The organism is Massilia cellulosiltytica, assembly GCF_047325105.1.
Classification (GTDB): Bacteria; Pseudomonadota; Gammaproteobacteria; order Burkholderiales; family Burkholderiaceae_D; genus Telluria; species Telluria orientalis.
This window is the reverse complement of the sequence record NZ_CP168562.1, coordinates 7,112,774-7,135,204: the sequence shown is the minus strand read 5'-3', so window position 1 is coordinate 7,135,204 and position 22,431 is coordinate 7,112,774. Positions and strand designations below refer to the sequence as shown.

The following is a 22,431-nucleotide window of genomic DNA, read 5'->3' as shown; positions in this document are numbered from 1 at the left end:
ATACAGTATCGCTGGGAATTAGGAATAGTGCAAGGGGGAACGCCGCCGCCGCAGGGATGCGGCGGCGGGTTGGGAGGACTTACTTGGTGGCGCTGGAATAGCTGCAGGACTTGACGATACCGTGTGCCGGGTCGCCGAACACCGAGTTCGAGCATTTCACGGAACCGGTGAAGGTCTTCGTCACATAGCTGGTAGCGGTGCCGTAGCGCACGTCGCGCGTGCCGCTGAACGAGCAGGTGCCGTTCTCGGCGGCGCAATAAGTCCAGCTCGGGGTCGTCGTCGTGGTCGTCGAGCCCAGCGCCGCGTTCACGGCGGCGGCCGCGTTGACGATGCCCGCGCCGCAGCCCGAGCACACGGCCGGGAAGGCGCGCGCCGTCGACTTCAGCCTGGCGGCCACGTCATCCGGCGTCAGGTTCGGATTCGCCGACAGCATCAGCGCGACGACGCCAGCCACGTGCGGCGTCGCCATCGACGTGCCCATGTAGTACGCGTAGTTGTCCGATGCCGGCGTGGTCGTGCCCGCGTTCAGGGTCGACAGGATGCCGGCGCCGTTGTCGCCGCCCGGGGCCGCAATGGTGACGTTGGTGCCGTAGTTCGAATACGACGCCTTGCCGCCCGCACGGTTCGTCGCCGCGACGGTGATCACGCCCGCGCAGTTGGCCGGGTTCGAATTGATCGCATTCGTGTTCGAGTTGCCTGCCGCGACGACGACCACGGCGCCGCGCGAACGGGCGCTGTTGATCGCGTTCTGCGTCGTCGTGTCGCACGCGCCGGTGCCGCCCAGCGACAGGTTCAGCACGCGCGCCTTGTTCGCATTGGCCGGTACGCCGGTCACGGTGCCGCCCGAGGCCCAGACGATGGCGTCGGCGATGTCGGACGTGTAGCCGCCGCAACGGCCCAGCACGCGCGCCGGGACGATCTTCGCGTTATAAGCAATGCCCGCGATGCCGAGGCCGTTGTTGGTCTTCGCGGCGATCGTGCCGGCCACGTGCGTGCCGTGCCAGCTCGAGTTCTGGTCCGCGGCCGGGATGCCGGTGCCGCAGCTGCCGGCCGGGGCCCAGTCGCCCGGGTCGCTCGCGTCGGTGTCGCGGCCGCTGCCGTCGTTGGCGATGGTGGTCGTCGAGATGAAGTCATAGCCCTGCAGGATCTGGCCCGACAGGTCGGCATGCGGACGGTAGCCCGTGTCGATCACGGCCACGTTGATGCCGGCGCCGGTCGACTTGTCCCAGGCGGCGGGCGCGTTGATGCCGCCGGTGGCTTCGTACAGGTCCCACTGCTGGGTATAGCTGGGGTCGGTCGGGGTGGCCAGCGGGACCATGATGCGGTCCGGCTCGGCGTACTCGACGTTGGCGTCGCGCGACTTCAGTTCGGCGGCCAGCTGGCGCGCCTCGTCGAGCGACATCGTGCGGTTGAGTTGCAGGACGTTCGCGCCGTTCGCCGTCGCGCGCAGCGCGCGCATCGTGGCGCCATAGGTCTGGCCGGCGCGGTCGATCAGGGCCTGGCGCGCGCGGTCGATGCCGCGTGCGGCCACACCGGTCTTCGACGTATCGCCGTCGCCCTTGTACTTGACGATGATGCGGTCGGTCTGGACGACGAAGTGATTGGTTTGCGCCACGGCCTGGCCGGCGAAACCGGCGGCAACGAGGGCCGCTGCACAAATTTTCAACAAAGAAGAGATCGTGTGGCGCTGCGTCATGCTGCATCCTTTTCAGTAAACCGAACTGTGCAGCGTAACGAAAAACGGCCCTGTGCGGGCCGTTTTTCGGTGTTTTTACAACAGGAAAGTTTCGTTAAGTAATTGAATTTTAACGGTTATTAGCCCTGTTATAACGCATTACCAGGTGAGCTTGAGCGTGTACTTGCCGCTGGTCGAACCGGTGCCGCCGCTGTAATAAACGACGCGTACATAGCGCACCGACGTGGTCGTGCCCGTATTGGACGACGTGGCGGCATCCGCGGTGCCCGTGCCGTTCTCGCTGCGTGCCAGCAAGGTGCCCGCGCTGTTGTAGATGTACAGGTCGTAGTCCGAGCTCGCGTTCGGCGTCATCGTCGCGCTCAGGGTTTTACCGGCCGGCAGCTGGACGGAGAAATAATCCGTGTCCGTCGAGCTGCCCATCGCGGCATTGACCGTCGTGCCGGACGTCGTCACGCTGTCGGCCGTGCCGAGCGTGTTGTTCGACTCCGTTTCCGAGATCGTCGTGCCTGTACCGCCGCCCGTGCCCGCCGCCGCGTCCACCGCGGCCGAAGCGTCCACGATGCCGGTGCCGCAGCCCGAGCAGCTGGCCGGGAACGGACGCGTGCTCGACTTCAGGCGCGACTCGACCTCGTCCGGCGTCAGGTTCGGGTTCTTGGCCAGCATCAGCGCGACGACACCGGCCACGTGCGGTGTCGCCATCGACGTCCCCATATAGCCCGCGTAGCTGTCGGCGCCCGGCGACTTGGTGCCGGCGTTCAGGGTGGACAGGATGGCCGCGCCGCTGTCGCCGCCCGGTGCCGCGACGTCGACGATGGTGCCGTAGTTCGAGTAGGAGGCTCGGCCGCCGGAGCGGTTCGTCGCCGCCACCGTGATCACGCCCGCGCAGTTGGCCGGGTTGCTGTTGCTCGCGTTCTGGGACTCGTTACCGGCCGCCACGACGATCACGGTGCCGCGCGAACGGGCGCTGTTGATCGCGTTCTGCGTCGTCGTGTCGCACGCGCCGCCGCCGCCCAGCGACATATTGATCACCTGGGCGCGCGCCGCGATGGCCGGCACGCCGGACACGGTGCCGCCCGATGCCCAGATGATGCCGTCGGCGATGTCGGACGTGTAACCGCCGCACTTGCCGAGCACGCGCACGGGCACGACCTTGGCGCCGTACGCGACGCCGGCGACGCCGGTGCTGTTGTTCGTCGCCGCGGCGATGGTGCCGGCCACGTGGGTGCCGTGCCAGCTCGAGTTCGACGCCGGTTCGCCGGCCCCGCACTCGCCTGCCGCGGTCCAGTCGCCCGGGTCGCTGGCGTCGCTGTCGCGGCCGTTGCCGTCGTTCGCGATGGCGGTGTCGGAAATGAAGTCATAGCCGGCCAGGATCTGGCCCGACAGGTCGGCGTGCGGACGGTAGCCCGTATCGATCACGGCGACGCGGATGCCGGTCCCGATCGACTTGTCCCAGGCGGCCGGCGCGTTCAGGCCGCCGGTCGCTTCGAAGAAATCCCACTGCTGGCTGTACATCGAGTCGTTCGGCGTGAACAGCGGATGCATCATGCGATCCGGCTCGGCGTACTCGACCGAAGCATCGCGCGACTTCAGCTCGGCCGCCAGCTTGGCGGCATCGACCAGCGACACCTTGCGGTCCAGCTTGAAGACGCGGGCGCCGGTGGCGATCGAATGCGACGCCTTCACCAGCATGCCGAACTGCTGGCCGGCGCGGTCGACCACGGCCTTGCGCGAGGCGGACAGCGGCATTGCACGTGCGACCGATACCTGCCCGCCCTTGGAGACGACCGGTGCGCTCTCGTCCTTGTACTTGACGATGATGCGGTCGGTCTGGTCCGAGACGGCCACACGCTGCGCGGCGTGTGTGGCCGGCACGTCCGCGGGCACCCCCGCGCCCGCAACGCCGGCGCCGAGACCGAGGACGGCCGCGGCACACAGTTTCAACACTGCCGGATACTTCGATTGCTGAGACTTCATGTTTATTCCTTTTAGAAAAACACAAAAGTTGATTTTCCGCAGGCGTGATTGCCTGAGATCTAGTTGTCTCGACGCTTTTTAAGCGCCGATTTCCCGTCTGAAAAGCGGGAGTGCCAGATTAGCGCGAAAGAAATAAACGTGTAGAAATTTCACAATTAGATTCGATGTCTATACAACACTTTCACCTATTGACAGCGCTAAAACCTAGATTCTTCGGAAAACTGTGAACTCAGCAGAAGAACATATCGCCTTGGAAGAACCCATGAATTAACAATGTTTCGTGACTGTCAGGCGTTGCGCACATATGCACACTCTCAACATTGAGATATCTCAATCGTCACCAAGGAAGAAAATTCGGGGTCAGAGCACTTTTTGGTGCACGAGCTTTAAAGCAATTCGCGATCGGGGCGCCGCCCGCCTCTCCCAAGCGATATGCCGACTGAGCGTGCGGACTTGAACGATTTGGGATGCGCAAGAAAATTGATCCGAAATGTGCTCTGACCCCGAATTAAAATGTGCTCTGACCCCGAATTAAAAAAGGCCGCGATCGCTCGCGGCCTTCTGTCTGACGACTTCTTTCTACAGCTTAGAAATTGCCTTTGAACTGGACACCGTAGGTGCGCGGCTCGTTGGTGAAGCCCGTCAGGTTGTTGAAGTCGATGGCACCCGAGATGCGGCGCTGGTCGAGGATGTTGCGGCCGAAGGCAGCCACTTCATACTTGCCGTCGGCCCAGATGTAGCCCAGGCGCAGGCCGCCTTCCGTCAGCGGCTTGCCCGTGAACTCTTTCGCTTCGTACAGGAAGAAATTGATCTTCGAACGGTACGACCAGTCGGTGTAGACGTAGAACTCGCCATTGGCGACCGGCATGCTGTAGCGGGCGTTCAAGTTGACGATCCACTTCGGTGCCTGCGGCAGCGGGTTGCCATCGATGAGGACGTTGCCGGCGGCGTTCAGCGGATCGGTGATCGTGCAGGCTGCGCACTTCGTCAGCGACAGACTCGGGTCGCGGATTTCCGTGAAGTTGTACGACGCGCTGGCGCCGACGCGCAGGTCCGGCGTCACGAGGCCTTCCAGGTCGAACTCGGCGCCGCGGCCAGCCGTCTTCTTCGCGTTGATCAGCTTGGTGACGTTGGTGTTGCCGCCGACCACGGTCAGCTGCTGGTTCTTGATCTCGTAGTCGTACAGCGAGAACGCGACGCGGGCACGGCGTTCGAACAAGTCGGCCTTGATGCCGCCTTCGTACGACGTGATCGTCTCGGCGTCGGCGACGGTGATGCCCACCGGTGCGAAGGTCGAGGCCGGCGCGATGCTCGGGGCGCGGAAGCCGGTCGCGACGCGCGCGTACAGGTTCACGTCACGATTCAGCTTGTACGTGCTCGACAGGTCCCAGCTGATCTTGTCCTTGCTTTCGCCGACACTGTTCGGACCCACCGGCGTGAAGCCGATCGCGGTGACGGTGCGGAAGTCCTTCTTGTCGTCCGTGTAGCGGATACCGCCGCGCACCGACAGGGCGTCGTTGATGTTGTACGTCACGGAACCGAACGCGGCCCAGGCCTTGTTGTTCTGCTCGCTGGCCTGGCGCGAGGTGCGGGCGCCGGTGGCGCTGTTGTAGCCGTCGCTGCCGCCCGTCACGTCTTCCTTGAAGTAGTAGACACCGGCCTGCCAGTTCAGCGGGCCCGTGCTCTTCGACTCGACGCGGAATTCCTGCGAGTACTGCTTCAGGTCGTCGATGAAACCGCCCGTCTCGGACTGGAACGGAATGAAGCCCGGACCTTGCGGCGTGCCGCCGTCGATGTCGCCGCGGCTGTAGTAGCTGCCGACCGACTCGTAACCGGTGATCGAGTGGAAGATGACCGGACCCAGGTCCCACGTGATGCGGGCATTGGCGCCGTTCGTCTTGAGGCTCTGGAAGTTCTGGGCGTTCGTCACGATGCTGTCGAGGTCGTAGCCGTCGGCGATATCGTTCGTGCCCTTCTTGATCAGGTTCGCGCGGAACAGACGGGCGCTGCCGTTGGTCGTGCGCTGGTGCACGTTGAACAGGGCGCTGAACGTGGTATCCGGCTTGTACAGGAATTGCACGCGCTCGGCGTGTTCGTTGTAGCCGTCCAGTTCGCCGGTCTTGTTCGTCTTGGCGACGTCGCTGTAGTTGTCGACGAAGTCGTCGCGGTGCTGGCGCAGGGTCGACACGCGCATCGCCCACTTGTCCGACAGCGGCACGTTGATCGCGCCTTCGACGTTGGCCGTGCCGTGGGTGCCGTACGACAGGTTGTAATAACCCTCGGTCTTCTTGAGATTCGGCTTCTCGGATTCGAATTTCACGACACCGGCCGGGGTGTTGCGACCGAACAGCGTGCCCTGCGGGCCGCGCAGCACTTCCACGCCGGCCAGGTCGAAGATCGGGTAGCCCTTCAGGATCGGGTTTTCCTGGACGATGTCGTCATAGATCAGCGACACCGGCTGCGATGCGAAGGTCGAGAAGTCCGTGTTGCCGTAGCCGCGGATGTAGAAACGCGGGAACGTGCGGCCGTTCGAGGACTCAACGTTCAGGCTGGGGGTCTTGCCGGCCAGCAGGCGGATGTCTGCGCCGCCGGACACGAGCACGTCCAGCTTCTCGCCCTTGATGGCGGTGACGGACACCGGCACTTCCTTGATGTTTTCGGTACGGCGTTGTGCGGTCACGGTCACCGTCTGCAGTTCGGTCGCCTGCGCAGTCTGGGCCAGGGCCGCGCCGCCGGGTACGGCTGCGAGCGCCAGCATTGCGCCATGCGCGGCGATGACGCGCTTGTGCATCTTGGACATCTTGATCATTGAGTTTTTCCTAGCTGGGAAGAGTAAAAAAACTGCCGCGTTGTCTCCGCCTGTCTCTCCTGCCTCGGCAAACTCGCACCTGATTGTTGATGTCTAAATATTGCCGGCATGTAAACCGGCAATTGTCGATTATGTGTATATCCTTATGCAAGGAATACGAATCGGCTTACACATCCATACAACAGTTTGTTGTATATGAGAACGTGGTGCGTCACATCCCTGTTCACTTTTTTCTGAAAAACCCTTGCAGGTTTTCGAAGGGATACGCTATGATTCGGGCCTCTTCGGACGTGATGACAAACGTCGGCAAGAAAAACCCTGAAACGGGCGCTTAGCTCAGTTGGTAGAGCGGATCCCTTACAAGGATTAGGTCGGGAGTTCGAGCCTCTCAGCGCCCACCAGTCAGTTTCAGAGATCTTGCGAAGTGAAGAACCGATCAGAGTAAACGGAGCGGTAGTTCAGTTGGTTAGAATACCGGCCTGTCACGCCGGGGGTCGCGGGTTCGAGCCCCGTCCGCTCCGCCAGTATCAAGAGAAAAGGTCCGATTCGTCGGACCTTTTTTCGTTTCAGACCCTGCACTCTATCGATGGTTCATCCCTATACCCGGTTCCGGATCCGCCTTGCCCGCCACGCCGTGGCGCAACTGGCGTCGCGCCTGCGCAGCTCCGCCGAGATCGCCATGCTCGTGCTGGGTCCGATGACACTCGGCCTGCTCGCCTTCGCCGCCCTGCCCGCCATGCTCGCGGCGGCCGAACCGCTGCCGTTCGCGCTGCCCCTGCTGTGCCTGCACGGCGTCGCGATGAGCCTGCCCATCGTGCTGCTGCGGCCCCGGGTCGTGCCCGCGGACGTGGCCGCCTGGTTGCGTCCGTTGCCCGTACCGCCCGCCAGGTTGCTGCGCGCCGCCGCCGCCGTCGCCGCCTTGCTGACCGCACCGCTGGCACTGGCCTATGCGGCATCGCTGGCGATCTGGCTGGTGCAGGATCCCGGCTGGATGGCGCCGCTGCGCGCCGTCGGCGGCACCGTGTTCTCCTTCCTGCTGACGCTGGCCTGCGCCACCGGCCTGCTCGTGCGCGGTGCGGCCCTGCCGCAACGATCGCAGCAGGCGCCGGCGGATACTGCCGCCGCGACCTGTCCACCCATGCCGCGCGCGGGTTGGTTCTACCTGTGGCGTCAATTGTTCTGGCTGCCCCTGTGGCGCGGCGCTACCGCCGGCGCGCGCCAGGGCGCACTGCTGGCTGCCGCCATCGGTGCCGGTGTGTTGTGGATGCTGGGGCCGCAGGCGCTGCCGCGCGTAGCCGGCGCGATCGTGACGAGCATCCTGCTGGTACTGCTCGCGCACGAGGCCGACCAGGCACTGCGGCGCCAGCTCGCGCGCGTGCGCGGGCTCGCGGCCGGCTGGCCGGTCGACGTCGCCGCGCTGGCCTGGCATGCCCGCGCGCTGGTGCTGCTGGGCATCGCGCTCGCGCCCGCCGCCGTCACCGCGACGGGTGCGCTGGCCGGCGCCTGGCATGGTACGGCCGGCCGCTTTTATCTACTACTTGCCTGGAGCGTGCCGCCGCTGCTCGTGCTGACGCCTCCCTTCACGGCACGCGGCCGCATGGCGCTCGTCGCGCTCGCCATCATGCTGCTGTGCGCTACCGGAAGCCAACTATGGAATTGAATCCCGCCGTCGACATCAAGGATCTGGCGTTTCACTTCGCGACACGCAGCGTCTTCTACGGCCTGAACCTGCAACTCGGACCGGGCCTGACGTGGCTGCGCGGCCACAACGGCCGCGGCAAGACGACCTTGCTGAAACTGCTGGGCGGCGCGCTGGCGCCGAGCCGCGGCCACATCCGCCTGGACGGCCTGGACAGCGCAACGGATGCGCTCGCCTACCGCCGCCTGAGCTTTTATTGCGGCGGCGAAGCGCCGGCCCTGGACTGGCTAACGGCGCGCGAATGGCTCGAACTGCATCTCGCGCTCTACCTGGATGCCGACCGCGCCGTGCTGGACCGTCACCTGGACGCGTTCCACGTCGCCGACATCGGCGCGCAGCCGGTCACGGGTCTGTCGCTGGGACAATATAAAAAGCTGCAGCTGGCGTTCGCGCTCGCACTGCCCGCGCGCCTGCTGCTGGTGGACGAACCGTTCAACGGCCTGGACGTCGACGCGGTCGGCGTGCTGGAAGAAGTCCTCGCGCGGCGCGCGCGCGCGGGCACGAGCTGCATCGTGCTGACGAGCCACCTGGACCTGCGCATCGCGCCGACGGTCACGCTCGACCTCGACACGCAACCGGGCGTGCTCTGAACGCCGGCCGTTCAGGCCCGCCTGAGGAGGGGTGCACCGATCTCGACGCGGTTACGGCCACCGGTCTTGGCCGCATACAGGGCGTGATCGGCGCGCGCCAGCGCGGCCGTCAATTCCTCGTTCGGATCGATCATCACGAGGCCGATGCTGACCGTCATGCGATAGGTCGCGGCGCAGGTGAGCGCCGGTGCTTCGGCGACGGCGATGCGCAGGCGTTCGGCCGCATACTGCGCGCCTGCCAGCGACGTACCCGGCATCGCCAGCGCGAACTCTTCTCCGCCCAGCCGGCCAATCACATCGTTCTCGCGCAAGGTGGCGCGCGCCGTGTCGGCAAACAAGCGCAAGGCCTCGTCGCCGCAGGCATGGCCGAAGCCGTCGTTGAGCTGCTTGAAATGATCGAGATCGAGCATCATCAGCGCGATCGGCTTGCGCAGGCGGACCGCCGTCTGCAGGGCGCTCTCGGCACGCTCGAAGAAGGCGCGGCGGTTCAGCATGTCCGTCAGGCCGTCGATCGTGGCCAGGCGCTGCATGCGCTGGTCGTCCTTCAGCTTGCACAGCAACAGGAAGCCGAAGCCATTGACGATCATCAGCAGATAGCTGGCCAGGTAGGCGAAGCCATACACCGGATTCGTATTGAACATGCCCACGCCGCCATTGGCCACCGCCATCCAGATCCAGATCGCGATGGCGAACAAGGCATCGTTGACGCCGATGACACGCTGCAGCAGCGGCGCGTCGGCCTGCGGCCGCAGCAGGATCGCGGCGGCACCGGAAGCGAACAGGGCGACGATGACGGCCACCACTTGCGTCATCTGCTCGCGCGACGCCTGCGCCAGCGCCGCGGCCGCGACGATGATCAGCGCCGCGACGGTGGCCGGTGCGAGAATCCGGCGCCAGTTGCGGAACCCGAAGAACACACAGTACGAGGCCAGTTCCAGCGCGACACCGCCCACCCAGCCGAACGCGGCCAGCTCCTCCGCGATGGGCAGGCCGACATGCGGCGCCACCCAGCAGCAGATCTGTGCCAGACCCGACGATAGCCGCGCCCACATCCAGGTGCGCAGCCCCGGATTGGGTGCCGCACCGCGCATGTAACCCGCCATCAGCAACGCAAACGCTGTGTTGCCGACGCCAAGCGCCAGCATGAAGGTCTGGATATCGATCACTCGGTTCCTCCTGGCAGGACGTGGTGAGATGATGCCATGAATGTAATTAATATTTCCCAAAGGAATTATATTACACGTTTTCCAATTAGGTGCACGCACGATTTGCACCAATGGTCGAGCGGTATGCACGGCGGCTGGAGGTGTTGTGTCGCGTCCAATTAACTGAGCATTCGTTGCTGCGCAAGCACAAATGAATCGTTCATAATTGACAAAGCAGCCACTCGGCTGCATCGTCCTGGAGCTTTCGTGATTTTTGGTTTCCTGAAATCGTCCACGCTGTCCCCTCGCCAGCTTCGGCTGCAGAACACGCCGCTGTTCCGTTCCCTCAAACCGTTGGAAATCAAGTTTGTCGACGGCCTCATGCATGAGCGCCGCTACCTGCCGGACGAGATCGTGTTCGACGAAGGCGAGGAAGGCCAGGCGCTGTATCTCGTGATGAGCGGCCGCGTGCAAATCAGCCGCAGCCACAGTCGGGGCCGCCAGATCGTGGGCGAACTGAGCGCCGGCAGTTTCTTCGGCGACCTCGCCCTGCTGGACAATTCCCCGCGCAGCGCCCAGGTCCGCGCCCTCGACGCATGCGAACTGGCCGTCTTCTTCCGCGACGACTTTCTCGCCCTGATGGAAACGGATGCCGTGATCGGCTACAAGATCTCGCTCGCCCTGGCGCGCCACATCGGCCAGCGCCTGCGCGGCTGGCTCGACGGCAACGCCCAGGTGGAGGCGCTGTGATCCACGGCGCCCTCCGCGACGAGCGCAGCGGTCCCTTCGTCTGGACCGGCATCATCGGCGTGACATGCCTGCTGCTGGTGCTGCTCGAGCACATGCTGTGGCTGGTGCTGCCCTTCATCCTCGGCACCGTCATGTACTACATCCTGCTGGGCCCGATGCAACGCCTGCTGCGCGCCGGTTTCACCCGCAACGTCTCGGCCACGCTCGTCTGCATCGTGTTCTACGGTGCCACCGTCCTGCTGGTGATGGCGGCGATGACCTGGACCAGCACGCCCGGCGATACGGACAGTTGGCACGAGACGGGCGCCCTGTACCTGGACGGCGGCGTCGCCTTCGTGCGCAACACGATGACGCTGCTGGAAGCCAAGTTCCCGATCCTGGCCGAGATGCATTTGACGTCCATCGTCAACAAGCGCTTCAAGGCCTACACGGACAATTTCGCGCAGCGCCACCTGACGACCATCCTGCTGGGCGCCGCGGGCTGGCTGCCGTCGCTGCTGCTGGCCCCGTTCCTCGCCTTCTTCTTCCTGCGCGACGGCCTGCGCTTCAAGAAATTCCTCGCCCGCGCCGTGCCGAACGCCTATTTCGAACGGACGTTATTCCTGCTGCACCAGGTCGACCAGACCGCGCGCCGTTACTTCGAGGGTTTGTTGAAGCTGACCGTGCTGGACACCATCGTGCTCGGCTTCGGCCTGTGGGTGATCGGCGTCTCGTCACCGCTGCTGCTGGGTTTTATTTCGGCGCTGCTGGCGTGGGTGCCGTTCGTCGGGTCGGTCGTGGGCTGCATGATGGTCGTGGTCGTTGCGGCCACGGACGCGCCGAACAATCCCCTGATCGCGTACGGCGCCATCGTCGTGTTCATCCTTGCGCGGCTGCTGGACGACTTCGTGTTCATGCCGCTGACCTTGGGGCGCAGCCTGCATATCCACCCGCTCGTGACGGTGCTGATGATTTTTATCGGCGGGGCGCTGTCGGGCGTGGCCGGGCTGATGCTGGTGCTGCCGCTGTTGGGGGTCGTGATGGTCGTTGGGGAGACCATGGGGCGGCTGATGACCAATCCAAGGCTCAGGGCGCGGCATCGGTATGCGCGCAGGTTGCGCGACAAACAGGCAAGCGCCGACCTGAGCGTCTGAAACCGGGGTCAGATCCCAGTATTTGGCAATGGCTTTTGGGCTATTTCCAAAAAACGGGCTCTGACCCCGGTGTTATTTGCGGCCGGCCTTGGGCTTCGACTTGATGGTCGACAGGATGCCCGCCTTCGCCTTCGGCGGCGGCGCCATGAACGGCGCCGGCTCGCTGCGACGCTCGCCGCCGCGCCCATTACGCCGCGTCGCGACCTCGATCACGCGGCCTTTCGGCGCCTCGCTGCGCGGCGCGACCGGCGGACGGCGCTCGCCACGCTGCGGCGCAACTTCCTGTTCCGACCCGGCCGGCGGCACCAGGTGACGCTCGCCATTGCCGATCAGGTCGCCGCGGCCCATGCGCTTCAGGCCCTCGCGCAGCACCGGCCAGTTTTCCGGGTCGTAGTAGCGCAGGAATGCCTTGTGCAGTTTCCTCGTCTTGCCGCTTTTCGCAGTGAGGACCTCTTCCGAATCCTCGGTGACCTTGTGCAGCGGATTTTTACCGGAGTGGTACATCGTCGTCGCCATGGCCATCGGCGTCGGCGTGAACGTTTGCACCTGGTCGAGGTGGAAATTGTTCTTCTTCAGCCAGAGGGCCAGGTTCAGCATGTCCTCGTCCGTCGAGCCCGGGTGCGCGGCGATGAAGTACGGGATCAGGTATTGCTTCTTGCCCGCTTCGCGCGAGTACTTGTCGAACAGCGCCTTGAACTCGTCATAGGCACCGATGCCCGGCTTCATCATCTTCGAGAGCGTGCCCTCTTCCGTGTGCTCCGGCGCGATCTTGAGCAGGCCGCCGACGTGGTGGGTGACCAGTTCCTTCACGTATTCCGGCGAACGCACGGCCAGGTCGTAGCGCAGGCCCGAGCCGATCAGGATCTTCTTGATGCCCGGGATCGCGCGCGCCTTGCGGTACAGCGAGATCAGCTTGCTGTGGTCCGTGCCCAGGTTGCTGCAGATGGTCGGGTACACGCACGACAGGCGGCGGCACGTTTCCTCGATCTTCTTGTCCTTGCACGCGAGGCGGTACATGTTCGCGGTCGGGCCGCCCAGGTCCGTGATGGTGCCGGCGAAATTCTTCGTCGTGTCGCGGATCAGCTCGATCTCGCGCAGGATCGACGGTTCCGACCGGCTCTGGATGATGCGGCCCTCGTGTTCCGTGATCGAGCAGAACGTGCAGCCGCCGAAACAGCCGCGCATGATGTTCACGGAATAGCGGATCATTTCCCAGGCCGGGATGTGCGCCTTGCCGTAGCTCGGGTGCGGCGCGCGCGCGTACTGCAGGTCGTAGACGCCGTCCATCTCGTTCATCGCGAGCGGCAGCGGCGGCGGGTTCAGCCAGACGTCGCGGTCGCCGTGCTGCTGCACGAGCGCGCGCGCATTGCCCGGGTTCGATTCCAGGTGGAACACGCGCGATGCGTGCGCATACATCACCGGGTCTTCGCTCACGGTCTCGAACGACGGCAGCCGGACGACGGTCTTCTGCGCTTTCTCGCGCGCGGCCGCCTGGCGCTGTTCGCGCGTCATGATGACGATCGGTTTGACTTCCGGTTCCGGCTGCGCATTGTCCAGCGCGCACTGTTTCGGATCTTCCAGCGCCATCGCGTACGGGTTCGGCTGCGCGTCGATGCGGCCCGGCACGTCTACGCGGGTGGAATTGTGCACGGTCCACTCTTCGTCCGGCAGCCAGCCGTGCGGCACGAGGAACGCCGTGCCGCGCAGGTCGCGGATGGACTTGATGTTCTCGCCCGCCGCGATGCGGCGGGTGACGTCGACGAGGGCGCGTTCTGCGTTGCCGAAGATGACGAGGTCGGCCTTCGATTCGAACAGCACCGAGCGGCGCACCTTGTCCGACCAGTAATCGTAGTGCGCGATGCGGCGCAGCGAGGCTTCGATCGAACCAGCGATGACGGGCACGCCTGGGAACGCTTCGCGCGCGCGCTGGCAGTAGACGGTCACGGCGCGGTCCGGACGTTTATTGGGCTCGGCGTTCGGGGTGTAGGCATCGTCCGAGCGGATCTTGCGGTCGGCCGTGTAGCGGTTGACCATCGAATCCATGTTGCCGGCCGTGATGCCCCAGTACAGGTTCGGCTTGCCCAGCGCGCGGAACGGTTCCACGGAGGTCCAATCCGGCTGGCTGATGATGCCGACGCGGTACCCCTGCGCCTCCAGCAAACGGCCGACGAGGGCCATGCCGAAACTCGGATGGTCGATGTAGGCGTCGCCCGTGATCAGGATGATGTCGCACGAATCCCAGCCCAGCTTGTCCATCTCGGCACGGGACATGGGCAGGAACGGGGCCGCAGGGGCGCGACTGGAACGCTTGGCGACGTTCGCGAAAAGATTGGCAGGGGAGTTCATTGGCCGGCATTTTACCGGAAAACGCCTGTTTAAGCTGCGGACCCCTCGAAAAATGGCTTAATTTTCAATGGCTTGTCGTTAAATCCCCATGCTCGCGAGGATATTGCCGAGCTCACGGAGGGCCGGCTCCAGGTGCGGATGGCGGATGGCGAAGCGGGCTGTCAGCTCCTGCGTGCGCGAGGCCAGGCCGTACGTATTCGCGTCCGCATCCTGGGAGCGCTTGTCGAGCACGTGCTTGATGTCGCCGTCGAGCTGGCGCAGCAGCATTTCCAGTTCGTCATCGACTTCGCCGGTTTCCTCGAGGCTGCGGTGCAGCGTCTTGAGGTGCGCTTTCAGGGTATTTTCGTTTTCAGGCAGCATGGCTTTCTCACGTCATGATGTTGTGAGAAGTCTACACCCGATAAGGGCGGCCTGGCGCGCCGCCCTTGTCGTCGGGATTACTCGCCCGTCAGGCCACGGCGCTCCAGCAGCGGCTCGATCTTCGCATCACGGCCGCGGAAGTTGCGGTACATGTCCATCGCATCCATCGTACCGCCGCGCGACAGCAGCATCTGGCGGAAGCGGTCGCCGTTCGCGCGCGTCAGGCCGCCGTGTTCCTTGAACCATTCGACGGTGTCGGCGTCCAGCTTCTCGGCCCACAGGTAGCCGTAGTATCCGGCCGAATAGCCGCCCGAGAACACGTGCGAGAAGTACGTCGTGCGGTAGCGCGGCGGGACGAGCGGGAAGTCGACGCCGGCGTCGTGCAGCGCCGTGGCCTCGAAGCCCAGCACGTCGGTCGGGATCTGCCCGGCGCCCAGTTGATGCCATTTCTGGTCGAGGATAGCTGCGGCCAGGTACTCGGTCGTGCGATAACCCTCGTTGAACTTGGACGAGGCCTGGACTTTATCCAGCAACTCCTTCGGCATGGCCGCGCCCGTCTGGTAGTGCTTCGCATAATTCGCCAGCACTTCCGGCCACGCCATCCACATCTCGTTGACCTGCGACGGGAACTCGACGTAGTCGCGCGGCACGCGGGTGCCGGAGAAGCGCGGGTATTTCACGTTCGAGAACATGCCGTGCAGCGCGTGGCCGAATTCGTGGAACATCGTTCGCACTTCGTCGTACGTCAGCAGGGTCGGCTCGCCCGCGGCCGGCTTCGGGATGTTCAGGTGGTTGGCGATGACCGGATGCGTGCCCAGCAGCTTGTTCTGGCCGACATACGCATTCATCCACGCGCCGCCGCGCTTGTTCGAGCGGGCATACGGGTCGTGCAGGAAGATCGCCAGTTGCTTGCCGTCGGCATCGAACACGTCGAACACGCGCACGTCCGGGTTGTACACCGGCAGGTCGTGACGTTCCTTGAACGTGATGCCGTATTCCTTGGTGGCGGCGAAGAACACACCGTTCACGAGCACGTTGTTGAACTCAAAATAGGGACGCAGCTGGTTTTCGTCGAACGCGTAGCGTGCCTGGCGTACCTTGTCCGTGTAGTAATTCCAGTCGTAGGCGGTCGCCTGGAACTTGCCCCCGTCGGCATCGATGACCTTCTGGATCTCGGCCGCTTCCTTCTTCGCATTGCGCACGGCCGGCTTGGCGAACTCGGCCAGCAGGTTGTTGACGGCGTCCGTCGTCTTGGCGGTCTGGTCTTCCAGCATGTACGCGGCGTGGTTCGGATAGCCCAGCAGCTTCGCGCGCTCGGCGCGTGCCTTGGCCAGGTCCAGCACGACCTGGCGGTTGTCGTAATCGCCGCCGTGGCTGCCGCGGGCCAGCGACAGGGCCAGCAGTTTTTCGCGCGTCGCGCGGTTGGTCAGCACGGACAGCGGCGCCTGCTGCGTCGTGTTCACGACCGGCACCTTGAACTTGCCGTCGAGACCATCCTTCTTCGCCAGCGCGGCGGCGGCGTCGATGGCCTTGTCGGACATGCCGGCGAGTTCTTCGCGCTTGTCGACGACGAGCGCCGACGCATTCGCTTCCTTCAGCACGTTCTGGCTGAACTGGGTCTGCAGGGCGGCGATCTTGCCGTTATAGGCTTTCAGTGTTTCCTTGTCGGCGGCGGACAGTTTCGCGCCAGCACGTACGAAGTCGGTGTGATAACGCTCGAGCAGGTAGGCCGATTCCGGATCGAGGTGCAGCCTGGCGCGCTTGTCGTACAGCGTCTGGATGCGCTTGAACAGCTTGTCGTTCAGGCGGATCTTGTCGCTGTGGGCGGCCAGTTTCGGCGCGAGATCCTTGTCGAGCGCGTCGAGCGTGGGATTGGTATTGGCGCCGACGAGGCTATAGAAGATGGTCGAGACGCGGTTCAGCAGCAGTCCCGAACGCTCCATCGCGACGATCGTGTTGTCGAAGGTCGGCGCTGCCTTGTTGTTGGCGATGGCATCGATCTCCAGCGACTGCTGGCGCATGCCTTCTTCGAACGCCGGCGCGAAGTCCTCGTTCTTGATCTTGTCGAAGGCCGGGTACTGGAACTGCAGGGTGCTCGGCTTGGCGAACGGGTTGGACGCGGGCAGCAGCGAAGCGGGGGCGGCATGGGCCAGGTTGGCGACGGCTGCGGTAACAGCGACGGCCAGGATGTGCGAACGGTTCATTCTTTGGGCTCTCCGGAGGGTTGTCGGATCCGACCGTGCTTGTGCCACGGACCGATCTCTTCTTGCTCGTGCACTCCATAATGGAAACCGCCGGGACGAACCCGGCGGTGAAGTGCGCCCTAAGGATAGCAGGGATATTGCCGTAAGTTACATATTTACGGCCTAAAAAAAGGCTTTGCGGGGGACTCAGCCCCGCTCCGATTGCTCTTCCTGTGCCACTTTTTCCTCGATGCGCCGGTCCGGAATCAGCCACACGATGGCGACGGCGGCATAGACGAGGAACCCGAGCCAGGCACCAAACCACGACAGGGCGACGCCGCAGAGATACAGCACGCACGACAGCTTGCCCTTGCGATCCTTGCCGATCGCCTCGGCCAGCGCCGCGTTCTTCGGATGATTCGCCGTCAACACCTGCACCAGGATCAGATAGGCGACGGAGCACATGAACAGGACGAAGCCGTACGCCGCGGTCGGTCCGCTCTCGAAATGGTTCTCGCCCATCCACGCGGTAACGAACGGGATCAGCGACAGCCAGAACAGCAGGTGCAGATTGGCCCACAGGACGCCGCCGCTGACTTCCTTCACGGCGTGCAGCATGTGGTGGTGGTTGTTCCAGTAGATGCCCACGTAGATGAAACTGAGCACATAGCTCATGAAGACGGGCCACAGCGGCAGCAGCACGTCGAACGTGGCGCCGTGCGGGACTTTGAGTTCCAGCACCATGATGGTGATGATGATGGCGATGACGCCGTCGCTGAAGGCTTCCAGTCGAGTTTTGCCCATCTCTTTTCTCGTGAACGTTATACGTAAGAATGGCGGAGATCGATCTGATCCGCTTTTGCGTCTGCAACCGAAATAAATGGGGCGGACGTAAGGATGAACCGGCGAAAGTCCGGTGTCGCATCCTCCCAGCAGTTACTCGTTCCGAGCGCATCCAGCTCAGCGCTTGGCTGGTACTTGTATGTAAGGCTCAGCTGGCTGATCGCGTCGTCATCCTCGAGCTCTGCTTCAATGAATTGACGCGTGATATCAAGTTCGAAGTATTTTCCGTTTCCCCAGTCGTAGGTTCCCCACTGGTACAGCAACATATCATCGGAACATGCAACACATGCGGCCTGGGCACGAAACTCAAGCATTGCTTCGATACCTTCCCGTGGCGTTGACGCATTCAAATCAATGCCTTTCGATGCAGTGAAGTCCTGGAATGCTTTTAGCGATTCAGCAGGTTTCATACGACGTCCTTGTGGTTGACAGGTAATTGTTGTGGCACTAACAAAAATAAAGAGGAATATTTCTCTCTTCACACCACGCTCGCAATTGCTGGTGCAACGTGTCCCAAAGTTCCAATGCCCATGGTGGCGCAGCTTCATGCCAACACGCCTTGATTGGCAGGTACACGGACGTGACGCCCATCGGCATGTCCAACGTGAATGAACCAAGGGCGCAAGAGCAAAGCAGTTCCTCTTTCCACTGCGGCCTGAATTCGAATTGCACCATCGATACCTCTTCAGTTCACAATGACATCATGATAACCGCCGCCACGGGCGTACCGCTTGAACGCCATTTCCCTGCATAAAAAAATGGCCGCACGCGGCGGCCATGTGTGGAGCGCAGGCGCTTACTTCTCCGCCCGCTTCATGTAGGTGTCAAAGTTCTCGATGAAATCGTCGAGATTCGCTTCCATCATCTTGCGGAACTGGTCGGTGAAATACTCCAGCGCCCGCGCCTTTTCCGAGGTCATGGTCTCGGCGCTGCCGGTCGTTGCCGCGACGATGAAGGCGTTGAAGCGCGCCGAGGCGTACAGCGTCGATGCGCTGACTTCGCTCGGATGGGTCGACGTACACTGGTCGTTCGCCAGGTTGATGAGGGCGTTGGCGCGGTCGAAGAATTCCGGGCTGGGGGCGTTGTCACTCATGAGTCATCGTGGATTGAGGTAAAGGTGCCGCCACTATAACAGTCATTTCCGGAACCGCTTCACCTGGCGGATCAGCGCGCCGTTCAGCGCATCGTACCGGCCGTGGACGCTCAACAGCCAGGCCGTCCCGCTGCGCGCGCGGTGCAGCAGGACCAGGCCGCGTATCTGCAGCACATGCGTGGAGCGGAATTCCGCGTGCGGCGTGCCGTAACCGAAGTCGATGTGGTCGAACGTGAAATGGGCCAGCACGTCCTGCACGGCCAGGTGAATCGCGCTGGTGCCGGCCGACAGGTGCAGGTAATCCTGCCGGCACAGGATTTTATAGACATGCCAGACGGACGCCGAGCGCATGCCGTACACGACGGCGACGTCGTTCTCGCCGCAACGGATCACGTAGGACAGCAGCAGGCCATGGCGCGCCAGGCTCTCCAGGCGCGCCTGCTCGCCGGCACGCCCGGCGGCGCGGGAGGCGTCGGTGGCGATCATGGCGTCCAGCATGGCCCCGACCTGGCCGGGCCGGACGATGCGCAGCACGTGCAACGGACCGGCCGCTTCCGTCAGCAGGCGGACCTGGCGCGACAGGTTGTAGCGCTTCTTGGCGCTGAAATGCTTCAAATAGGCGTCGACGCTGTCCGGCAGCGGCTGCGTATGGCACGCGCGCCAGCCGTTCAGCACGTACGCCGCCACGCCCGCGATGCCTGTCCAGCCGTCTTGCGGCACGGCCTGCAGATACAGCACGTGGCAGTGCGCAAAACGGTCGAGCAGCTGCTGCGCAATGAATTCGGCGAGGCCCGGTTCCGCCGGGTCCAGCAACGGAACGCTGCCGAGGACCTGGCAGGCACGCAATGTCCGCCCGAACAACGGCACGGGGCCGGCATGGAACGCGATCCGGCACGGCAGGGTGCGCACGGGAACGAAGCCGACGATCGCGTAATCGACACTGCGGCGGACGATGAACAATTCGTGGTTCGCGTCCCGCCCTCGATCCATGTCGATCAGGTGGTTGAAGAATTGGGGCGACTGGTACAGCGTTTCCGGACCGGCCGCCGCGGCCAGCATCCGGTGCCACGCCGCAAGGATGTCCGGACGGTCGTGATAGGCGGTCGCAACGTTCAGCTCGAACCTGTCGGGGCAGCGCGCCGCGCGGGGACGCGTGCCCCATGGCGCAGGCAGCGCGAGCGGACTCGTCCCGAGACTCCGTATGGCCATCATGTCAGCCCCCGCCAAAAAAATCACAGATTAGGCAAGGACCGAGGGTGACATCTTGTAAAAATCGATATGGACTGCTGGTGATGCGTCAATAATGCGGCGGCCGCTCGTTGAGCGGGCCCTGCCCCGCGTCACGCAGCGCACGCACGTGGTCGGCCAGCTTGGCCACCATGGCTTCCAGCTGGTCGATGCGGCGTCCCTGCTCGTAGATCGTGCGGTTGAGGGTATCGACGAGGTTTTCCTGGTCGGCCAGCTTGATTTCGATGTCGATGAAACGGTTCTCGTCGCTCACGTGGATGTCCGGTGAAGTAAAAGCTGCATGATACGTGGGCGAAAAAAAGGCCGCCAGTCGCGGCGGCCTCCTGCGTGCGTCGGCGTCAGGCGCCGAAAGGCGTATAGGTAAAGCCGTTCTCGATCGAGCCGATCACCTGCAACTGGTTTTCCGGGCTTTCGCTGAAGAAGGCGAGCAGGTGTTCGCGCGTGGCGATCTTGGTGTCCAGCGCATTCAGCCAGAATGCGTAACCTTCGCCGTCCGGCCCGCGGTGCAGGACGTGGGCATACAGGTTCGTCAGGAAGTCGGCGTTGGACGGGGTCTTGCCATACATCTTGTCCCACTCGGGCTGGTTGGTCATGAACTCCTTCGCCATGTCTTCCAGTTGCAGGCCATGGTCGACCCGATCGATCCAGTAATTGATCTGGGGATCGGGTTCACGGTCGAACGCGGCCTTGTACAGCCGGTAGACCTGACCCGCGGGACCATCGATGTCCAACGCGACATTGACATCGTTGAATTGCAGACGCTCGACGTTGATGAGCGAATCGTGTCCGCCGCTGCCCACCTTGTCCGTGACCCCGTAGCCCCACGTTTCCTTGCCCACCGTGTAATCGGCAAACTTGCCGGCAATAACCGCCGTGTCGCGGCCCGCGCCGCCGTCGATCGCATGACCGCCGTTCGCGGCCGTCACCTTGATCACGTCGTCCTTGGCCGTACCGCCCTGGAAGGCGCTGTTCGCCACCGTGAACGTTGCGCTGTTGAAGCTGGCGGTGGCGTTGCCCGCCTTGTCGGACGAGACGACGTTGACCTGGTAGCCGGCATTGGGCAGCGGCGACGTGGTCACCGACCACGAGCCGTCCAGGCGGACGGTGGTGGTGGCGATGTCGATGTAGTCGTCGACGGTCGCGCCCGCGCGCACCACCTGGATCAGCGTGCCGGCTTCGCCGGTGCCGCTGAACGTGGCGATGTTGTCGCCCGACGCGTATTGCAGACCGAAGGTCGGAATGACGGGCGGGGTGGCGTCGACGTTGAACGTCGCCGTGCCGCTGTGCGTCGAGATATTGCCGGCTGTATCCGTGGCGGTCGCGTAGATCGTGTAGCCGACCCCGTCGGCGAACGGGCTCAGGTTCGTGCTCCACACGCCTTTCGCATCGGCCTGGGCGGTTCCGACCTGCACGTTGTTGGCCGTGTAGATCTTGACGACGGCATTGGCTTCCGCGGTGCCGCTCACGTACGGCTGGCTGCCCTGCGCATAGCCGTCGCCGTTGCGGGTGACCGCCATCACCGGCGCGCCGGGCGGCGTCGTGTCGCTGCTGAGAACCGTGCTGGCACTGACGGCCTTGCTGCTGCCGAACTGGATCAGTTCGATCGAATGCAATGTCGTGGTGCCGGTCTTGTCGACGGCCTGCAAGTCGCCGTTGGCAAGCTTCGTGAATGTGTAATCGATGCGCGCGCCGCTGAATACGGCGGTATCGTTTCCTGCTCCTCCGTCGATCATGTTGTTTCCTCCATTTCCAGCAAGCTTGTCATCGGCGCTCGTTCCGGTGAGGGTGTCCGTACCGCTGGTTCCCATGATGTAGCGCCCGCCACCGGTCGAGTTCATGCCCTGCGCGCCACCGAGGCCATCGTCCCCGTACAGCCAGTGCAATGCGGCGAGGTCGTAGTCGCGATACGCCGCGTACGGGCCGCCATTGGCGTCGTAGGACATCAAGGTATAGGCCGTGTTGTCCTGCGCGTCCGGCAGCACGGCTTTGTTGTCGCCCGTATAGTCCGCTTCGTAGAACGGGTGCTTGAGGCCGAGCGCATGGCCCAGTTCGTGCAGCAGCGTCTCGTAGCCGTCGCCGCCTTTGCTCAGGTTCGCATTCTGCGCGCCCCAGATCGCGTCGTTGTCGAGGTAGACATAGGCGTCCGCGTCGTAACTCACCAGCTGGCCACTCGCATACTTGAAGTACGTGCTGTGCCAGCTGCACAGGCCGGTCACGCTCGAGCCGATCAGGTTGACGTACGACAGGTGGATCTGCGCCGCGTTGCCGTTGGTCGTCTCGGCAAACTTGATGCCCGTGACTTGCGTGAGATAGTCGAGCGCGGCGCGAACAGCCTGCTGCTGCGTGGTCGTGAACGCCTGCTGCGTGCCCGTGAAATTCTGTTGTGCGTCCGCCGGGTCTTCGTTACCGGACGCGACGGAAAACGTATAAGTGAGCGTATAGACGGGTGTTCCCGCGGAGTCCGTCAAATAATTCCAGTCCGGGCCGGTATCGAGCAGGGCATCGATGTAGTTCAACCCAGACACGGGGGTAGTCGTGATGTCAGATACGGTAGCCATGAAA

General features: G+C 63.7%; 17 protein-coding genes and 2 tRNA genes. 6 read left to right on the top strand and 13 right to left on the bottom strand.

Going from position 1 to position 22,431, the window contains the following annotated elements; translation table 11 throughout:
* Nucleotides 1–79 precede the first annotated feature (79 nt).
* From ACEN9H_RS31415 to ACEN9H_RS31405, 3 genes are all read right to left on the bottom strand, one after another.
* Entirely contained in the window at nucleotides 80–1,696 is a 1,617-nt protein-coding gene (locus tag ACEN9H_RS31415; protein WP_413673268.1) for a S8 family peptidase, read from the bottom strand.
* A gap of 138 nt (nucleotides 1,697–1,834) precedes the next feature.
* Entirely contained in the window at nucleotides 1,835–3,670 is a 1,836-nt protein-coding gene (locus ACEN9H_RS31410) for a S8 family peptidase (protein ID WP_413673267.1), read from the bottom strand.
* 586 nt (nucleotides 3,671–4,256) lie between these two features.
* Entirely contained in the window at nucleotides 4,257–6,479 is a 2,223-nt protein-coding gene (locus tag ACEN9H_RS31405; protein ID WP_413673266.1) for a TonB-dependent receptor, read from the bottom strand.
* 325 nt (nucleotides 6,480–6,804) lie between these two features.
* Between ACEN9H_RS31405 and ACEN9H_RS31400 the strand changes: the two genes are divergently transcribed.
* The 4 genes from ACEN9H_RS31400 (at nucleotide 6,805) to ACEN9H_RS31385 (ending at nucleotide 8,768) form a co-directional block, all read left to right on the top strand.
* Nucleotides 6,805–6,880: transfer RNA gene (locus ACEN9H_RS31400), tRNA-Val, on the top strand.
* Nucleotides 6,881–6,926: 46 nt separating this feature from the next.
* Nucleotides 6,927–7,003: transfer RNA gene (locus ACEN9H_RS31395), tRNA-Asp, on the top strand.
* 62 nt (nucleotides 7,004–7,065) lie between these two features.
* Nucleotides 7,066–8,139: a hypothetical protein gene (locus ACEN9H_RS31390; protein WP_413673265.1), complete on the top strand. Its 1,074-nt coding sequence runs from the start codon at nucleotides 7,066–7,068 to the stop codon at nucleotides 8,137–8,139.
* Nucleotides 8,130–8,768, top strand: coding sequence for an ATP-binding cassette domain-containing protein (locus ACEN9H_RS31385; protein WP_413673264.1), 639 nt, complete (start codon nucleotides 8,130–8,132; stop codon nucleotides 8,766–8,768). Before ACEN9H_RS31390 ends, ACEN9H_RS31385 begins: the two co-directional genes overlap by 10 nt.
* Nucleotides 8,769–8,779: 11 nt before the next feature.
* On the opposite strand, the gene ACEN9H_RS31380 is transcribed toward ACEN9H_RS31385, so the two are convergent.
* Complete coding sequence (locus tag ACEN9H_RS31380) at nucleotides 8,780–9,934, bottom strand: sensor domain-containing diguanylate cyclase (protein ID WP_056126191.1); 1,155 nt, start codon at nucleotides 9,932–9,934, stop codon at nucleotides 8,780–8,782.
* A gap of 246 nt (nucleotides 9,935–10,180) precedes the next feature.
* Here ACEN9H_RS31380 and ACEN9H_RS31375 point away from each other — a divergent pair, with 246 nt between their 5' ends.
* Both ACEN9H_RS31375 and ACEN9H_RS31370 read left to right on the top strand, forming a co-directional pair.
* Entirely contained in the window at nucleotides 10,181–10,663 is a 483-nt protein-coding gene (locus ACEN9H_RS31375; protein WP_056126189.1) for a cyclic nucleotide-binding domain-containing protein, read from the top strand.
* Nucleotides 10,660–11,796, top strand: a complete 1,137-nt coding sequence (locus ACEN9H_RS31370; RefSeq protein ID WP_229412236.1) for an AI-2E family transporter — start codon at nucleotides 10,660–10,662, stop codon at nucleotides 11,794–11,796. Before ACEN9H_RS31375 ends, ACEN9H_RS31370 begins: the two co-directional genes overlap by 4 nt.
* A 72-nt stretch (nucleotides 11,797–11,868) precedes the next feature.
* Here the strand turns inward: ACEN9H_RS31370 and ACEN9H_RS31365 are convergent, their stop codons facing one another.
* From ACEN9H_RS31365 to ACEN9H_RS31325, 9 genes are all read right to left on the bottom strand, one after another.
* A complete protein-coding gene (locus ACEN9H_RS31365) occupies nucleotides 11,869–14,067 on the bottom strand; it encodes a YgiQ family radical SAM protein (protein WP_413673263.1) in 2,199 nt (732 codons plus the stop codon).
* Between the two features lie 153 nt (nucleotides 14,068–14,220).
* Entirely contained in the window at nucleotides 14,221–14,502 is a 282-nt protein-coding gene (locus ACEN9H_RS31360; RefSeq protein WP_371761900.1) for a DUF4404 family protein, read from the bottom strand.
* 77 nt (nucleotides 14,503–14,579) lie between these two features.
* Nucleotides 14,580–16,706 carry a M3 family metallopeptidase gene (locus ACEN9H_RS31355; protein ID WP_413673262.1) on the bottom strand — a complete coding sequence of 709 codons (2,127 nt, stop codon included), beginning with the start codon at nucleotides 16,704–16,706 and terminating at the stop codon, nucleotides 14,580–14,582.
* Nucleotides 16,707–16,892: 186 nt separating this feature from the next.
* A complete protein-coding gene (locus ACEN9H_RS31350) occupies nucleotides 16,893–17,489 on the bottom strand; it encodes a TMEM175 family protein (RefSeq protein ID WP_371763203.1) in 597 nt (198 codons plus the stop codon).
* A gap of 17 nt (nucleotides 17,490–17,506) precedes the next feature.
* Nucleotides 17,507–18,076, bottom strand: a complete 570-nt coding sequence (locus tag ACEN9H_RS31345) for a hypothetical protein (protein WP_413673261.1) — start codon at nucleotides 18,074–18,076, stop codon at nucleotides 17,507–17,509.
* Between the two features lie 248 nt (nucleotides 18,077–18,324).
* The gene (locus tag ACEN9H_RS31340; RefSeq protein WP_056126179.1) at nucleotides 18,325–18,621 is read right to left on the bottom strand and encodes a DUF3144 domain-containing protein; all 297 of its coding nucleotides are present in this window, start codon (nucleotides 18,619–18,621) and stop codon (nucleotides 18,325–18,327) included.
* Between the two features lie 42 nt (nucleotides 18,622–18,663).
* Nucleotides 18,664–19,833 carry a GNAT family N-acetyltransferase gene (locus tag ACEN9H_RS31335; RefSeq protein ID WP_413673260.1) on the bottom strand — a complete coding sequence of 390 codons (1,170 nt, stop codon included), beginning with the start codon at nucleotides 19,831–19,833 and terminating at the stop codon, nucleotides 18,664–18,666.
* Between the two features lie 85 nt (nucleotides 19,834–19,918).
* On the bottom strand, nucleotides 19,919–20,122 hold the full coding sequence (locus ACEN9H_RS31330) for a SlyX family protein (protein ID WP_056126175.1): 204 nt from the start codon (nucleotides 20,120–20,122) through the stop codon (nucleotides 19,919–19,921).
* A gap of 85 nt (nucleotides 20,123–20,207) precedes the next feature.
* Nucleotides 20,208–22,427: a DUF4214 domain-containing protein gene (locus tag ACEN9H_RS31325; RefSeq protein WP_413673259.1), complete on the bottom strand. Its 2,220-nt coding sequence runs from the start codon at nucleotides 22,425–22,427 to the stop codon at nucleotides 20,208–20,210.
* Nucleotides 22,428–22,431: the final 4 nt, after the last annotated feature.

Bases quoted from the DNA above. Each gene is read 5' to 3' on its own strand.
- ACEN9H_RS31415 (WP_413673268.1), bottom strand. From the start codon at position 1,696: ATGACGCAGCGCCACACGATCTCTTCTTTGTTGAAAATTTGTGCAGCG.
- ACEN9H_RS31410 (WP_413673267.1), bottom strand. From the start codon at position 3,670: ATGAAGTCTCAGCAATCGAAGTATCCGGCAGTGTTGAAACTGTGTGCC.
- ACEN9H_RS31405 (WP_413673266.1), bottom strand. From the start codon at position 6,479: ATGATCAAGATGTCCAAGATGCACAAGCGCGTCATCGCCGCGCATGGC.
- ACEN9H_RS31390 (WP_413673265.1), top strand. From the start codon at position 7,066: ATGGTTCATCCCTATACCCGGTTCCGGATCCGCCTTGCCCGCCACGCC.
- ACEN9H_RS31385 (WP_413673264.1), top strand. From the start codon at position 8,130: ATGGAATTGAATCCCGCCGTCGACATCAAGGATCTGGCGTTTCACTTC.
- ACEN9H_RS31365 (WP_413673263.1), bottom strand. From the start codon at position 14,067: ATGTCCCGTGCCGAGATGGACAAGCTGGGCTGGGATTCGTGCGACATC.
- ACEN9H_RS31360 (WP_371761900.1), bottom strand. From the start codon at position 14,502: ATGCTGCCTGAAAACGAAAATACCCTGAAAGCGCACCTCAAGACGCTG.
- ACEN9H_RS31355 (WP_413673262.1), bottom strand. From the start codon at position 16,706: ATGAACCGTTCGCACATCCTGGCCGTCGCTGTTACCGCAGCCGTCGCC.
- ACEN9H_RS31350 (WP_371763203.1), bottom strand. From the start codon at position 17,489: ATGGGCAAAACTCGACTGGAAGCCTTCAGCGACGGCGTCATCGCCATC.
- ACEN9H_RS31345 (WP_413673261.1), bottom strand. From the start codon at position 18,076: ATGAAGCTGCGCCACCATGGGCATTGGAACTTTGGGACACGTTGCACC.
- ACEN9H_RS31340 (WP_056126179.1), bottom strand. From the start codon at position 18,621: ATGAGTGACAACGCCCCCAGCCCGGAATTCTTCGACCGCGCCAACGCC.
- ACEN9H_RS31335 (WP_413673260.1), bottom strand. From the start codon at position 19,833: ATGATGGCCATACGGAGTCTCGGGACGAGTCCGCTCGCGCTGCCTGCG.
- ACEN9H_RS31325 (WP_413673259.1), bottom strand. From the start codon at position 22,427: ATGGCTACCGTATCTGACATCACGACTACCCCCGTGTCTGGGTTGAAC.